Here is a 16,082-nt window from a genome sequence, read left to right on the forward strand (position 1 = left end):
CTATTTTTCTATCGATTTAATCTTAAAAATATCATTATTTTTATTAAAAAAATCATTATTTTTCATATTTATACTATTTACAAATTGAAATAGTAGTTGACATCTATAAAAATGTTAAATATACTTATCTATATTTCATTACTTTTAAATTCGAGGTACTTAATGTTAATTACAAATTATTTAAAAATTGATTGCTCACTAGATTCAAATACTTGGTCTGATTGGTATTCTTTAATTGATATACAGAGACAAAATCAGATCAAAAAATTTAAATTCTCAGATGATAAATTACGCTCACTTGCTGCCGGCATTTTATTGCGCTGCATGCTATTTAATCATTGTCACCTGTCACTAGATCACTTAACTTTTTCAAGATCAAACTATGGAAAACCATTTTTAGCTTCGCATCCTGATATTTTTTTTAACCTAACTCATTCCAGCGGCTTTATTGCCTGCTCAATCAGCAGTTCACCTGTGGGTATAGATATTGAACGTATGGAAAAAATTGATCTTAAAAGTATCTCTTCTTTTTTTTCAACTAAGGAGCAACAATTCATTCATTCCAGAGAAAACCAGCTGGAAGAAATTGAAGCATTTTATTCAATTTGGACTTTAAAAGAAGCATTTACGAAAAAAATCGGGGCAGGATTATCCATTCCGTTAGATGCCTATTCATTTGATTTGAATGAAAAGATAATTTCACTCTCAAAACCATTAGCAAATGATGCTCAATTTTACTCCTGCACTATTGAAAATCATTATAAATTCGCCCTGTGTTCTTCGCTCCTTGATGAGCATGTTGAAAACTATTTATCCTTAACAGAGTTAATAAAAAAAATGTCAGAACATAAATTGTAATGTTATGCTCTGACATTTAGGACTATTCATAATATTGTACTTTTTTGGCTATTTTATTACGTTAAATTTTTAAACACGCTTTTAGAAAAATAACTGACCAGCAACATGATTAACCCTGTGATTATAAATAAAATATAAACGGAATTCGCAAAAATATCGAAGAGAATACCATATACTGCCTGTGAAAGCGGCTGAGCACATAAGCTTAGTGTTGTCACATAAGACATGACTTTTCCTACCAATTGAACTGGCGTACTTGCTTGAATATTGGAAACAATAAAAATTGAAAATAATGTAAATAAAGCTTGTAGCAACATAATTACAAAGGTAAAAAGACCAAAGGTTGCTGTTGCGGGCATGTCAATCATAAAAATAAGCCCTATAAGGATAACCAGCAAGCTTGACAAGCTAACAATCAAATAGCTATTTTTCATGTTTAATTTTGTTGATAATACCCCCACCATTACAGCACCCATAATTCCGGCCAAAGAAATCAATCCTTGATTGATCCCTAAATACTGACTGTCAAGTCCTAAGATAATGTGGATGATGTAAGGTATACCAACAAACAGCAGCCCTGAAATAAAAAAACTAATTGATCCTAATACTAAAATGATTTTCACAATTGCTGGTTCTTCTTTTCTGATAAATAACCAACTTTCCTTCAAATCCTTGATAACCGTTGCGATCGCTCCATTTTCAAATTTGACTGCTAGAATTGGTATTTTAATAAATAACTCAATAAACGCTGCACCCAAAAATAAAAATAAACAAATGATAAAAATCCATTCGATCTTTATTAGACTATATAAAAAACCTGCAAGAATCGGTCCAACAAAGTTTGCAAACAACTGAATCTGATTAACAACTGAATTCGCTTTTAATAAATTTTCCTGTTTGAACAGCAAAGGCATGCTTGATTGGACAATCGGCGTTTCAAAGGCCGATACAACAGACATCAGTAATAAACACACAGCAATAATTGTAATATTTGCTCCTGAAGCAACCGCAAAATAGATCAAAGCTGCAATACTTGCATACAATCCATCCATAAGAACCATCATATTTTTTTTATTAAAATTATCAGCTAAGACACCGCCGATTGGAGAAAAAATAATGGTAGGGATAATTGACACAGCCAGCAAAGTACCATATAAAGCCGCAGATTTTGTTAAATCCAAGATATACAACGATAGTGCAAATTTCATCACAGAGTTTGCCAAAACTGAAAGAGTTTGCCCTGTAATAATATATGCAAAATTTTTACTCCAGACTGCATGTTGTTCAATTTCCATAATTTTCCTTGTATATTTAAATCAATCAGATAAATATACTTTCCTTTCTTGAATATTGTTTTATACTGACAGTAAACACTGTAGGGTAATTTATTTTCCAACAGCTCCAGTTTCATGAAGCCCTAACCACACCACAGCTCCTTGCCAAAGTATTAATAAGTTTGCTAGCGTACCGCTTGACTCTTCGCAAGGTTGCATTGGCTTGGGGAACCTGGAACATAACGCATACTTTATGTTGGAATTGAAGTTGCCAAGTATAAGCACGCTATCGCAGTGATTGACAGTGACGAAAAAATTTTGTTTGTCGCCTGCAAATTGTTACTCCCCCGCCCTGCAACTACTTCTTAAAGGCAGATTGTCGCCTGCTAAATAAAAAGCCTAATGAGTTAGTACAAAAATCAGCTATTTTATGTTTATTTCAAACTAAAAACTGCCAACCCATAAAGCAAAAATTATTTTTTTAATACTCTCTATTTACTAACAATAAGTTCCCTCCTGCTAAAATAGCTGGTATCAAAAAGATCATTGAGAATTTCAAACAGGCTAAACTGACGATGATAACGACTAAACTGATCATAAAATATTGATTCGTTACTTTCGGCAATTTAATCTTAATTCCTAAGCTTTGTCCGATATTCTCAAAAAAACGAGTCACTTGATCCATTCCTGCCCATTCCCTTCTCTTTTATTTACAATAAACTTGTCAGTAATTGTGCCCCCTGGGCAAGAACAATGACTATACCGCTCCAAATCAATACTTTGGAAACAGTTTTATTTTTCGTTTTATTTCTTTTACCTAAAATCAACCCAATAACAAGTAAGATAACCCCCAAAATAATGGTTCCAATCCATACATAGATTAAAACAGATTGATCAGGAATTTTGATGAAAGAATTGTCAAATAGTTCAGTTGGCATAATAATAATCTCCTTTATTTTGAATTTAAACTTCTTTTCTCAGCATGGAACGATAGGTAATACTCAGCAAAGCAACACTCACCGTACCTAAAAACAGTGACACTGCAGGAACTCCCAGCAATCCAGCAGGTGATGCTTGAGAGTTAGAACCAATAACCACAATGACTAAAGATGAAATGATTGTAGCAATAATCGAAACATTCCTCATTCCAATAAATAGAGGTAAAAAACCTAGGAAAAGATTGGAAATAAGTACGATTATCAATGACCACAGACTCTCAGAAGAAAATGTAACTAAAGAAAAATTATGACTCAGCATAAAAAGACTCAGTGACTGAAACATGATTGAAAAAATAGAAAATGCAGCAGTTAATAGAAAAATAAGCCCCAATTTAGCTAGAATCAATTCTCTCTTACTGAATGGATATGTAAATAGCACTGTAATCGTTTTTGATTTATATTCTTCTATAATAATTTGAACAATAAAAATCGCCTGCCATACAATCAAAACAGCTCGTATAATCAACATCGATAGCTCTGAAGTTGTCAAAAGCATTGTTGCAGCTGCCGGGGCTCCTTCATTCGCAGGATCAGCAAGTAATACTGATGTGAATATTGAAAGCAGCAGTACGATCATATTCATCAAGAGAAGTGAAAAAACCTGTTTTTTTAAGTTGATTTTCTTTAATTCGATTTTTAATAGGTGTGTCATACATGCTCCCCTGCCTTAACTAGTGATAGATAATACTCTTCAATATCCAACTCCATTTCTTCCAGAGCTTTTTTACTAACTTCTTTTATCAGCTTTCCTTGTGAAACAATTCCAATCGTATCAGCTATTTTGAAAACCTCGGCCAAAATATGACTGGAGATTAAGACTGTTGTTCCATAAGTTTGATTGATTTTCAAAATCAAGTTTCTAAAATCAATAATACCTTCAGGATCTAATCCATTTATCGGCTCATCCAGAATCAATAATTCTGGCTCATTCAAAAGAGCTCTGCCTAACCCTAAACGCTGTTTCATACCTAAAGACAACTGATCAATCATTTTTTTCTTTACATCGAATAAGCCGACTTCTGTTAAGACTTTGTCTATATTATTTTTGAATTGTTCACCCATATAGTCGCAATGAAGAAGTAGATTCTCTTCCACAGTCATATTTTCATAAAATACTGGTGTTTCAATGATACTGCCAATCTTTTTATATTGATCGACCGATTGCGGCACTGCTTCATTAAATAAATATATCTCTCCTTCGTCCGGTGTTATGAGATTAAAAATTGATTTTATAATCGTTGTTTTTCCCGCACCATTTGCGCCTAATAAGCCATAAATCATCCCTTTCTGTAAAGAAAATGTGATACTTTCCAACACAATCTGACTATCAAATGATTTTTTCAGCTTTTTGATTTCCATTACATTGTCCAACTCAGCATTCACTCATTCCTCGTTCTGAATATCTTTTTATGAATATTCATTATTTTATATTCACATGATAATGCCTATCATTTATTTTGTCAAGTCATCATAACATCTTTCCTCAAATTCAATTATTTTAGAAGATAAACTATATAGCAAAAGCTTGACAAATTCTCAATTTAATTTAAAATTATGAATATAAATATTAAATAGTTCACGGTTTAGAAAGTAGGCTGCCAATGAAAACAAGTACGAAAGGATTTTCAGAAGAAAAAAGAGTAGAGCTAAGAAGTACTTTATGTATGGAATGTGAAAAAAGCTGGGGAATTAATGGCTATAAAAAAACCAATATCGCTGAACTGACTTCTAAAGCGTCCATTTCTACTGGCGCTTTTTATCTATTATATGGAACAAAAGAAGACTTATTTGTTGATACATTGAAAAGGGTACAAGATCGACTAAAGACAAACTGGCGTAATATACTATATGCCGTTCCATCAAAAGAAGGTTTCATCAAGGCAATGAAGTTTCTATTCAAAGAGTATAAGAATTCTCCTTTTCTTTATGATTTCTCAAATCCCGATTTTATTGCCTTCATTAGTAAACTTCCACCGGATTTGATTGCTGAACTTGAAACGGATAACTGGAAATTTTTTGAAGAAGCATTGGACATTGCAAACTTAAAACTTAAAGTAAGTGAAAAAAAAGCATTTGAAATTATCAATACTTTATTAAGCATCATCATTATTCGCGATCGAGTAACAGAAGATTTTGAATCGATTTTTGAATTTATTTTAAACGCTACGATTGACAACGTAATTAAATAACTATATAACAGACTAGATACTTTTATAACAAAATACACCCACTATAATGAAAAATTCAAATAATCTCTTGTTACCCTTTATCACTCTGACAAAAATCAAACAGAATTTTGCAAAAAATACAATAGTCTAAGCAAATAAATTAACTAATATGCTGAGGTTAAAATTAGAAAATGATTGCATCTTAACCGCTTAAATTGAAGCGCTTCGAAAAAAGAAATGTACAATTAGAAAAGGAAGCTCTCATCTAAAAAAATGCATCTTTAATGTTATATTTTGATCAAAAACACAGTACACTTCTAAGGAAGTTAGACGAGTATTAGATAATAATCATATTTACTCCCCTTTTTCTAAATCAGGTTATCCGAATGATAACTCTGTGACTGAATCTTTTTTTTATATCTGAAACAGAACTTTATTAATCGGAAAAAAATTGCCTCTTTATCAACTAGGGATGATGAGTGCTTTTAAGAAGCTAATGGATGGAGAGCTTGTCTCACATTCATTAGCTTCTTTATTGTTATTTTATCTTGATTAAACCTAATGTTAAAAAAACACACCTCTTCATATCTGCTGATATCTTTATTCTTCCAGAAATTAAAAAAATTTTTTAGAATATGACGTGCATAGCAATATCAAATTAATCATCAACTTTATAGAAAAATATACATCTTCTGAATTTACTTTCCTTTCAGAAATAAAAAATAAGTTGTTTAAAAATTACTGACCTTTTATCTATTGGAATACTTGAATAGCAATTTTCAGATACTTCCAATAGATTCTCTATAGTGTCATATTCCTCTATCATTCTCTGCATATTAGATTTATTATTCTACAATACCCACTTCCTATTATGATTTAGCTATAAAGATCACTCATCTCTTATGTTAAATGAGTCGAAAATACATAATTATCATAAAAACAGGATAATAAATTAAGTAAAAGTATTTTTTAATAAGCTTCGATTAATTTCCTGTATTACTTCTTTAGGATGTTTTCTCCATTTTTCTTTCAAAATTGTTCCTATTGTGTGTTCGATAATTTTAAGATTAACAGGAGCCCCTTTTTCTGTAGTATTCTCTCTTATTCCTCCATACAACAACTTATCTGAATCGTATAACCAAGGGAAGGTTTGAGAAAATTCTTCTAATTTGTTAACTTCTACAGTTGCAATAGTTCCACCCTGTCTGGTCAATTCTCTAGAAACTTGATGTTCAAATATCCATAACAAAAAATCAATAGCCGCATCTATATTTTTTGACTCTTTATTTATCCCTAGCACTCCGCCGCCAAGTAGTGGTCGATTTCCTGGAACAGGTGCATAGCCTGTTACAGAAAAAATAGATTCCGAAGCAATACTTGACAAATGGTTCATGTACCCCACTAACATTGCCGTTTTACCACTAATAAAGTTATTAATTACATTGGTCCACCATGAATCTAATTCATTCAAAGCCCCCTCTCTGAGTAAAGAATAACTATACAACGCTTGTTCAGCGATTTCTACATTTAAAAGACTAGTACTATCATTAAAATTCAATTGTCCTCCCAATGAATAGTAGGCTCCAAAAAAATCTGTAGCTATAATAGATACATTTTCTGCATTCATTGAGACGCCTGCGGAAATATCAAACTTATTCTCAGGATTATTAAAGAAATCAGCCACTTCAGCGTACTTCTTCCACGTCCTCGGAACTTCTAACTCCGATTTATATTGTTCAAAATACATTCTTTGAACAATTGAGTCACCAAATAAATCTTTTCGATAGAATAATACCTGTGAACTCGGATCTAATGGTAAACCTAACACCTTATTTCCTATAGTCATAAATTTATGATAGCCATTATTTAATAATTTATCCATTACCTTATTTAAATCATCTGAAAGACCTCTTAAAGGTAGCAATGACCTCTGCCCCTCCATTGAAAATTGAGCAACATCTATTCTAATTAAATCGTATCTCTCTGAAGAATATAGCAATTTTTGCTCAAATCCAACTGGTGCTGTTTCAACTATATTTAGCTCAGCAGAGCTTCTTTTTTCAAAATTAGTTTTGATTCTATTAATAGCTTTTACAGTTGGATTTGGTACAGACAACAAGGAAATATTTGCTTTTTTTCTACCCAAAGGAACTACTTGATTATTATTTAAAAAACCTACACATTCTACAATATTTTCCTCGGACCATGATTCCATTTCAAAGAAAGTGTGTTTGGCTACCTCAACACCTAATTCATAATAGTTTAAAAAATAAGTTAAATGTTTTGGATTTTTAATTTTCCCATCATCTCCTGAAATAGAAACAATAAATTTTTCATCAGAACCAACAAAATTTAGTGCATCTTTTACAATACTGCCAATACTTGAATCTGCAGAAAAAAAATGAGAAAACTTTTCAGTCTGTACAATTGAAAAAATATCTTTTTGTAATCTTGAAACGGAAGAACAAAAAATATTTGCACTGTTAAATAGACCACAATTGACAAGTCCATCCACAATAAATTTTTCAAAAGGATTAAAAGATTCATTCAAAACAATAGCAATTTTATTTTTATCAATATTTTCAAAATAGATCTTCATATCTTCTAATGCTTGTTCAAAATTAAAACCGAAATATTTTATTGCCTTTTGAGGTTTTCTTACCACAAAGGTTACATTAGTTTCTTTTGGTAATATTTCTTCATAAAAATTAACACTCTTTAAGGAACTTATTGAAATGACACTATTGTTCTGTTCTATTGCCATATTCTCAAGAATTTCTTTTTCTTTTTCAGGGCGATCAAGAGTATCAAAAATTTGTAATCTATATTTTGAATTATCAATTGTATTTCTAATGCCATTGAGAAACTGACTATAATGTGTCTCAATAGTATTTGGAACAATAAGACTCACTGTATTCGTTGCTCCCTTTCTCAATAGTTTAGCGCTTTCATTAGAAATATAGCCCAATTCTTTTATTGCTTGTTTGACCAATTTAATTTTTTTTACACTTACATTGCCCTTATTGTTTAATACATTGGATACTGTTCCATGAGATACTCCCGCTTGCTTTGCTATATCCTTAATAGTTACCATAGAGCCCCGTCCTTTTAAATTATTGATACTCCCATTATACACTATAATCATTAACAATCTATATTTTTGAACGTGTCAAAAATATAGAAATAAATTCCAATATCTATTTATTAATTCAAAATAGAAAATGTATTTATAAAAACACTTTAAGTATTGACACGTACCAATTTTTCTTTTAGAATGTAAGCAGTTACAAGGAGGAGGGAATTTTTTTGGTTGACCAATTAGTTAGACGTTTACGAAAAAAAAGAAAGGAGGGCTGTCCCATAATTGCCGCTCATAGAGGTACTGAAGGAGGCAATATCATCCAAAATACTATGAGATCATATAAAAATGCAATTGTTCAACATGCTGAGATTATTGAAACAGATATTGCAAAATCAAAAGATGATGTCTTTTATATGTTCCACACAGGACAAGAAAAGAAAGTCTTTGGATTCGACTGTTCAATTGAATCAATGACTTCAGCTGAAATCACGAGACTCAAACTCAGAAATAGTACATTTGATTTAGTAGATCAAAGAATTACAAATTTTAAAGATTTAGTAAATGAACTTTCTGAAGAAACCATTATCACTGTTGACAGAAGTTGGTTTTATTGGGAACAATTCCTAAATTATATTGTTAAGAATAATTTTTCAAATAAAGTTATTGTAAAGGCACCAGCAACAAGCGAAATATTAGAACTTCTTTCAAAAATTGCTCCAACACTTAATTTTATGGCTATCATAAAGACACAAAACTGTATAGATATACTTAACAAATATAAAAAAAGAGTAAATTTGCTCGGTCTAGAAATAATTTTTGATGACATAACCAGTCCTCTGGCTTCTAAACAATTTATTAAACAATGTCACAATGAAAATTTATTTCTTTGGGTAAATGCATTAAACGTAAATGATGATACTATTCTTGCTGGCGGGTTAGATGATGATACTTCGGTCTTAGTTTCTAAAGACAAAGGGTGGGGAAAATTAATTGATAGAAATTTCGATATTATTCAAACAGATTGGCCGCTGCTTCTATCAGATTATATAAAAGAAAGAGGAGAGATTAATGAAAAAGATATTTAAAGGATTTCTTATGACAGCTGCGTTTATGACATTAGGTGCTTGTTCAACTAACAAAACTGGTGAAAAAAATTCTAATTCTAGTGATGAGATTGTAAAAATAAACTATTATGGTCGACCTGACAAAGATAACAATGAGTCTAAAATTGTAGATGCGTTCGAAAAAGAATATTCCAACATCAAAGTCAATTATGTTGAACTGCCAGACTCTAGTAATGACAGATTAAAGACCATCAATACCGTACTACAATCAGGTGATTCGTCAATTGATGTTTTTGCGGCTGACGTTACTTGGCCTTCTATTTTCATTTCTGCTGATTGGGTATTACCTCTCGATGAATATATAGCCGAAGAAGAAAGTTCATTATACCTAGAATCAAGCTTAAGCCCTTTTCAAGTAAATGGAAATTTATATGGTCTACCTTTCATGGCTGATACCGGAGCTCTATACTATCGAAAAGATTTACTTGATAAATATAATAAAAAGGTCCCTAGTTCATGGGATGAATTAGAAAAGACAGCAATTGAAATTGTAGAAAAAGAAGGAAACCCTGAATTATCTGGATTTGTATCTTACTGGATGCAAAATGAAAGTTTAACTAGCGCATTTTTAGAAATGTATTGGGAAACTGGCGGAGAGGTTCTTACGAAAGATGGAAAAAGTTCTTTAGAAGAACAAAAGGTCCGAGAAACGTTGACTCGAATGAAACAATATATCACCAACAATCAATTGGGGACCGAAGCAATGCAAACATTTGATACCGCTGCTTCTAGAAAAATTTTTTCTTCAGGAAATGCAGTATTCAGCAGAGATTGGTTAAGTGGTTATTCTATATTTCTTGATGAAGCTCAATCAGAAATCAGCAACAATGTATCCATAACTTCTCTTCCTGCTGGTGGTACATTAGGCGGATGGGGAACAATGGTTTCAAAATACTCTAAAAATACAGAGGCTGCTGCAATATTCGCAAAATACAGAGCGAATTTCGATAGTCAAAAACTTTCAAATGAAGTTGCAACTATTGTACCAACAATCACAAAAATGTTTAAGGATAAAAATGTATTAGCAATAACACCTTATTTGCCTGAAGTTTTAGAACCTCTGGAAACTTCTAAACCTCGCCCATTGACACCATTTTATTCCGAATTATCAGGAATTATTCAGCTAGAAACTCATAGTGTAATATCTGATATGAAATCTGTGAACGATGGAGCCAAACAAATCACTGAGCAGGTCAAAGCTTTATTAAATTAAGCAACGAGGAGGAGCGCATATGAGAAAAAAAAGAACGGGTTATTTCTTACTATTGCCAAGTTTAATTCTAATTTGTTGTTTAATTTTATATCCAACCATTAAAACATTTGTTGATAGTTTCTTCAATGAAAGAACTCAATTAGCATCATTAGGAAAACAATTCGTTGGACTTGAAAATTATGCTAAAGCATTTACTGATGAGCATTTCATTAAAACCTTAATCTGGACACTGATTTTTACTTTTATCTCTGTAGCAATTGAACTTGTTATAGGTATGTTGTTAGCTATGTTAATGAATAAACCATTTAAAGGTCAAAATTCCGTACGTGCTTCAGTTCTAGTTCCTTGGGCTATTCCTACAATTGTATCAGGTATCATCTGGGCACAGTTTTTTTCACAAAATGGAGTTATAAACTACATCTTAGATTTTTTAAATTTAATTAATTCCAACATCAATTGGTTGGGTACTGAGAACCTTGCAAAATTAGCAATACTACTTGCAGATATTTGGAAAAACACTCCCTATATGTCATTGTTGCTACTCTCTGGTCTTGTGACTATTCCTAAAGACTACTATGAGGCAGCAGAAATAGACGGTGCTACCAAAATACAACAATTTATTAATGTAACCCTCCCACTGATTAAACCTACAATGATGGTCACCATTCTATTTAGAATCATATCTTCTTTGAGAGTATATGATCTAATTGTAGCTATGACTAATGGGGGACCTGGCGGGAGTACAGAAACTGTTTCTATGTATGCAATTAAAACTTACTTCAACTATGGTAATATCGGATATGGTTCAGCACTATCAATTATAATGCTTATTGTTGCGATTATGATTAGCATGATCTTTTCTGGTAGTTTAAAAACAAGATTGGAGTGATGAATATTATGAAATCTGATGCAAAAAAAATTATTGGAAGCTTTATGTTAATCGTTTATCTATTTATAATGGTTTTCCCTATGATTTATTTAATTTCTACTTCTTTTATGACAGATAGTGAATTATCAAGTTTGATTCCCACACTTATACCATCATCTTTTCAATTAGATAACTATTTACAAGCTATTTCTAGACAACCTTTATTCACCTATATGGCTAACAGCTTAATTGTTTCTTTATTATCAGTAGCTATTGCAATGTTTATTGGTGTGTTAGCTGCCTATGGCTTAGTTAGGTATGAGATAAAATTAAAAAAAGTTTTTTTACTTTTTATTTTAGCAATTTCTCTTTTACCAACCATAACACTTATAAATCCACTTTTTAAAATGTATAGCCAAATCGGTCTTTTGAATTCAAGAATCGGCTTATCATTAATCATAGCTGTTTTAGATTTACCTATGATCATTTGGTTTATGACTGCAGCAATAAAAGAAATCCCTATTTCAATTGAAGAAAGCGCTGAGCTTGATGGAGCTACCCTATTTCAAACACTTTTTAGAATTATCTTTCCGCTTCTTAAATCCAGTTTCTTTTCTTTAAGTATCCTGGTATTTATTGGCGCATGGAATAATTATTTACTATCACAAGTTCTAAATCAATTTGAATCGGCAAGAACAGTGGTCGTTGGTATGACTCTCTACCAAACTGACAATACAATTCCTTTTGGTATTGTTTCAGCTGCCGCATTAGTCACAGTTATGCCGCTTTTAATAATGGTTACTTTCTTCCAAAAAAATATCCTAGGTGGAATTATGCAAGGCGGGGTTAAAGAATAGATAAAGTAGGTGAATTAACCTGAATGATACAGATATCTTATTAAGGCTTGTTATGGCATTAATTTTTGGCGGCATAATTGGATCAGAAAGAGAAAGAAAAAATAAACCTGCTGGGATTCGAACCCATGTTTTAGTTTGTGTGGGAGCAACTATAATCAGTTTAATACAATTAAAAATTTGTTACGATGCAATAGACTTAATTCGATTAGATAGTTCGTTAATAAGTGTTATAAAATTTGATCAATCTAGATTAATTGCCCAAATTGTTAGCGGAGTTGGTTTTCTTGGTGCAGGAACAATAATTGTAACCAAAAAAAATGTTGTCGGATTGACAACTGCTGCAACTATGTGGACAGTATCAGCACTAGGTATTGCGATAGGTATGGGGTATTATAAAATCGCTGCATTAAGTTTTATATTAATTCTTTTTTCACTCATATTCATTTCAAAATTTATAAAAGTGCCCACTAGAAAAAACTTAGAAGTACAATATGTGCATCGACAGCAAACTAAAGAATTCCTTATACAATATTTTGATGAAAATAATATTGAAATAAATCAAGTTACTTTTAACGTCGAAATATACGAAGACTATAAAATATACCAAAATGTGTATGGAATATCCATCCCTAATAACAAAACATATGCTGAGATTATTGAAGATTTGTCATTCTTTAAAAATATTACCAAAATACGTTTAGTTGATGTTTTAAATTAAATTTCATTTTTGGTTTCAAAATCCCACGTCCCTCTTATTTAGTTGCAGGAGGGACTTTTATGCTAAATAAGTAAGAAGAAAAATTATCCATTTGCAAATTCGTCTATAGTATTAATTTGGGAGACATTCAAAACAGCATAGCTCTAAAACGGTATTAATTTAACCAAGAAAACAGATATTGTTTTGGAGACATTCAAAACAGCATAGCTCTAAAACATCCGACTGAGGACCAGCGCGGCAATGTCGGTTTTGGAGACATTCAAAACAGCATAGCTCTAAAACTGAATACACTTACTAAGAATTCTATAACAGGTTTTGGAGACATTCAAAACAGCATAGCTCTAAAACATTAACTGGCTGCGCGACGGTTTTGTTGGAGTTTTGGAGACATTCAAAACAGCATAGCTCTAAAACAACGTTTTCGATTCAAACATGAATCAAGTGTTTTGGAGACATTCAAAACAGCATAGCTCTAAAACTTTACAATATGACTTAATCAGAAAAAGTCTGTTTTGGAGACATTCAAAACAGCATAGCTCTAAAACAACGTTTTCGATTCAAACATGAATCAAGTGTTTTGGAGACATTCAAAACAGCATAGCTCTAAAACTTTACAATATGACTTAATCAGAAAAAGTCTGTTTTGGAGACATTCAAAACAGCATAGCTCTAAAACTTTACAATATGACTTAATCAGAAAAAGTCTGTTTTGGAGACATTCAAAACAGCATAGCTCTAAAACAACAACTTCATGGTGGCTGACATACCAATTGTTTTGGAGACATTCAAAACAGCATAGCTCTAAAACGGGTAGCCGATCACGTACACCAGGCGCTTCGTTTTGGAGACATTCAAAACAGCATAGCTCTAAAACATCCATATAAGCATAGTACACTATGTTATAGTTTTGGAGACATTCAAAACAGCATAGCTCTAAAACATTCTATACACGTTATAGATACACCAGATAGTTTTGGAGACATTCAAAACAGCATAGCTCTAAAACTACGTCCGAAACGTCCACCTTGTCGAGTATGTTTTGGAGACATTCAAAACAGCATAGCTCTAAAACTTAGGAGAAGATGGAGAAAATGATTAAAGCGTTTTGGAGACATTCAAAACAGCATAGCTCTAAAACAGCCGGTCCAATATCTTTTTATTGCCTGACGTTTTGGAGACATTCAAAACAGCATAGCTCTAAAACGCAATGTTGCACGCATTAGCTCAACATGATGTTTTGGAGACATTCAAAACAGCATAGCTCTAAAACGATATCGCAGATGCATTGACACTTGCCTTTGTTTTGGAGACATTCAAAACAGCATAGCTCTAAAACTGTTAAGAAAGCAATCATACGAATACGCTAGTTTTGGAGACATTCAAAACAGCATAGCTCTAAAACCTACGGGCTTGATCTCCGACACCGAACAATGTTTTGGAGACATTCAAAACAGCATAGCTCTAAAACATATTGGAAGGAATGCTTGTCGTGTATGTTGTTTTGGAGACATTCAAAACAGCATAGCTCTAAAACAGTTACCTGTTAAACGTTCAAGATCGATTGGTTTTGGAGACATTCAAAACAGCATAGCTCTAAAACCACCAGAATAGCCAGTGAAACTTATTTCTGGTTTTGGAGACATTCAAAACAGCATAGCTCTAAAACGCAGCAATGCGGGCGGCTGTTATGACTGCAGTTTTGGAGACATTCAAAACAGCATAGCTCTAAAACTCCTACGCTGTTTGTTTCGGTTTTGTATTGGTTTTGGAGACATTCAAAACAGCATAGCTCTAAAACACCAACTGTTTTCACCTACCTTTAACAAATGTTTTGGAGACATTCAAAACAGCATAGCTCTAAAACGAAGCGATCGCAGCGCCCAAACTAGCCCCGGTTTTGGAGACATTCAAAACAGCATAGCTCTAAAACTGCTCAAGCTTCGATGGGATCTGCTCCAGCGTTTTGGAGACATTCAAAACAGCATAGCTCTAAAACACTTCACTGTTATACCAAACGAAATTCCCAGTTTTGGAGACATTCAAAACAGCATAGCTCTAAAACAGTCTTTGGAACAAACAGGAAGCGCATCTTGTTTTGGAGACATTCAAAACAGCATAGCTCTAAAACTACTCTAACCAGCTTCCAATTTTTGTAAAAGTTTTGGAGACATTCAAAACAGCATAGCTCTAAAACCTCGTAGAAAAAATTTTTTTCACTTAATTTCGTAATCGCACTATTCATCCTAGCAAGATTCTTGCTTTGAATGCTTCAAAATTATTTACTTAATTATTCAATTCTCAAGGATCACATACCTTCACTTACTATTATACCTTATCATCATGGTAAAGAAAATAATCTTCATCATAAAAAATGCTCTGATTAAAAAGGGACGTTCAAATAAAAAACAAGTGATTATATGGGCTTTCAAGTAAGGCTTTTTAGTTTCGCCGATAGTAAAATTAAGCTAGACAACTAAATAAGTCATTTGTGCTACACTCAAAATAGTTCCGTCGAAAGAATTATAAGGAGTGAAGACAAATGACCTATACTCATCTTACTACAGACGAACTAGTTTTAATAGAATCTTATTTCAATACCCAGCAACCTGTTGTACAAGTTGCTAAACGCTTAGGACATGCTCGTCAAACCATCTATAAGGTGTATCATTTTCTAGCAGCTGGACATACTGCGCTCGAATACTACCAACAATACAAGGCGCACAAATCCCGTTGTGGTCGTCGGTCCATTGTTTTACCTGATGAACAAAAAGACTATATTCAGACAAAAGTAACTCAAGGGGACGCCAGATGTTCTGATTGGTCGTGGTGAGTTTCCGATTGACTGCTCGATTCGAACCCTCTATCGGATGTTTAGAAAAGGTCTCTTTGATTGTTCCTTCCTACCGTTGAAAGGAAAACGAA

General features: G+C 32.5%; 13 protein-coding genes, 1 pseudogene and 1 CRISPR repeat array. Of the genes and pseudogenes, 8 read left to right on the forward strand and 6 right to left on the reverse strand.

Features of this window, described 5'->3' with window-relative positions; translation table 11 throughout:
- Positions 1-96 precede the first annotated feature (96 nt).
- On the forward strand, positions 97-858 hold the full coding sequence (locus IW492_RS08540; RefSeq protein WP_202067193.1) for a 4'-phosphopantetheinyl transferase family protein: 762 nt from the start codon (positions 97-99) through the stop codon (positions 856-858).
- A 56-nt stretch (positions 859-914) separates the two neighbouring features.
- On the opposite strand, the gene IW492_RS08545 is transcribed toward IW492_RS08540, so the two are convergent.
- The 5 genes from IW492_RS08545 to IW492_RS08565 all read right to left on the reverse strand — a co-directional run bounded on the left by IW492_RS08545 (position 915) and on the right by IW492_RS08565 (position 4,513).
- On the reverse strand, positions 915-2,153 hold the full coding sequence (locus IW492_RS08545; RefSeq protein ID WP_202067194.1) for an MFS transporter: 1,239 nt from the start codon (positions 2,151-2,153) through the stop codon (positions 915-917).
- A 460-nt stretch (positions 2,154-2,613) separates the two neighbouring features.
- Complete coding sequence (locus IW492_RS08550; protein WP_202067195.1) at positions 2,614-2,817, reverse strand: hypothetical protein; 204 nt, start codon at positions 2,815-2,817, stop codon at positions 2,614-2,616.
- A 25-nt stretch (positions 2,818-2,842) separates the two neighbouring features.
- On the reverse strand, positions 2,843-3,070 hold the full coding sequence (locus IW492_RS08555; RefSeq protein WP_202067196.1) for a hypothetical protein: 228 nt from the start codon (positions 3,068-3,070) through the stop codon (positions 2,843-2,845).
- A 25-nt stretch (positions 3,071-3,095) separates the two neighbouring features.
- Entirely contained in the window at positions 3,096-3,782 is a 687-nt protein-coding gene (locus IW492_RS08560) for an ABC transporter permease (RefSeq protein ID WP_202067197.1), read from the reverse strand.
- Complete coding sequence (locus IW492_RS08565; RefSeq protein WP_229441662.1) at positions 3,779-4,513, reverse strand: ABC transporter ATP-binding protein; 735 nt, start codon at positions 4,511-4,513, stop codon at positions 3,779-3,781. The genes IW492_RS08560 and IW492_RS08565 overlap by 4 nt, the downstream gene beginning before the upstream one ends.
- A gap of 218 nt (positions 4,514-4,731) precedes the next feature.
- On the opposite strand from IW492_RS08565, the gene IW492_RS08570 reads away from it, so the two are divergent.
- Positions 4,732-5,319, forward strand: coding sequence for a TetR/AcrR family transcriptional regulator (locus IW492_RS08570; RefSeq protein ID WP_202067198.1), 588 nt, complete (start codon positions 4,732-4,734; stop codon positions 5,317-5,319).
- 931 nt (positions 5,320-6,250) lie between these two features.
- Here IW492_RS08570 and IW492_RS08575 read toward each other — a convergent pair.
- Complete coding sequence (locus IW492_RS08575) at positions 6,251-8,392, reverse strand: extracellular solute-binding protein (RefSeq protein ID WP_202067199.1); 2,142 nt, start codon at positions 8,390-8,392, stop codon at positions 6,251-6,253.
- 212 nt (positions 8,393-8,604) lie between these two features.
- On the opposite strand from IW492_RS08575, the gene IW492_RS08580 reads away from it, so the two are divergent.
- The 6 genes and pseudogenes from IW492_RS08580 to IW492_RS08605 all read left to right on the forward strand — a co-directional run.
- Positions 8,605-9,465, forward strand: coding sequence for a glycerophosphodiester phosphodiesterase family protein (locus tag IW492_RS08580; RefSeq protein ID WP_202067200.1), 861 nt, complete (start codon positions 8,605-8,607; stop codon positions 9,463-9,465).
- Entirely contained in the window at positions 9,449-10,717 is a 1,269-nt protein-coding gene (locus tag IW492_RS08585) for an ABC transporter substrate-binding protein (protein ID WP_202067201.1), read from the forward strand. Before IW492_RS08580 ends, IW492_RS08585 begins: the two co-directional genes overlap by 17 nt.
- Before the next feature lie 19 nt (positions 10,718-10,736).
- Entirely contained in the window at positions 10,737-11,606 is an 870-nt protein-coding gene (locus IW492_RS08590) for a carbohydrate ABC transporter permease (RefSeq protein ID WP_202067202.1), read from the forward strand.
- A gap of 8 nt (positions 11,607-11,614) precedes the next feature.
- On the forward strand, positions 11,615-12,442 hold the full coding sequence (locus tag IW492_RS08595) for a carbohydrate ABC transporter permease (protein ID WP_202067203.1): 828 nt from the start codon (positions 11,615-11,617) through the stop codon (positions 12,440-12,442).
- Positions 12,443-12,494: 52 nt separating this feature from the next.
- The gene (locus IW492_RS08600) at positions 12,495-13,160 is read left to right on the forward strand and encodes an MgtC/SapB family protein (RefSeq protein ID WP_202067204.1); all 666 of its coding nucleotides are present in this window, start codon (positions 12,495-12,497) and stop codon (positions 13,158-13,160) included.
- A gap of 114 nt (positions 13,161-13,274) precedes the next feature.
- Positions 13,275-15,354: a CRISPR direct-repeat array (repeat unit 36 nt; unit sequence GTTTTGGAGACATTCAAAACAGCATAGCTCTAAAAC).
- A 345-nt stretch (positions 15,355-15,699) separates the two neighbouring features.
- Positions 15,700-16,082 (forward strand): annotated as a pseudogene (locus IW492_RS08605) (IS30 family transposase); the annotation flags it as partial.

The organism is Enterococcus sp. BWB1-3, from assembly GCF_016745275.1.
Lineage (GTDB): Bacteria > Bacillota > Bacilli > Lactobacillales > Enterococcaceae > Enterococcus_L.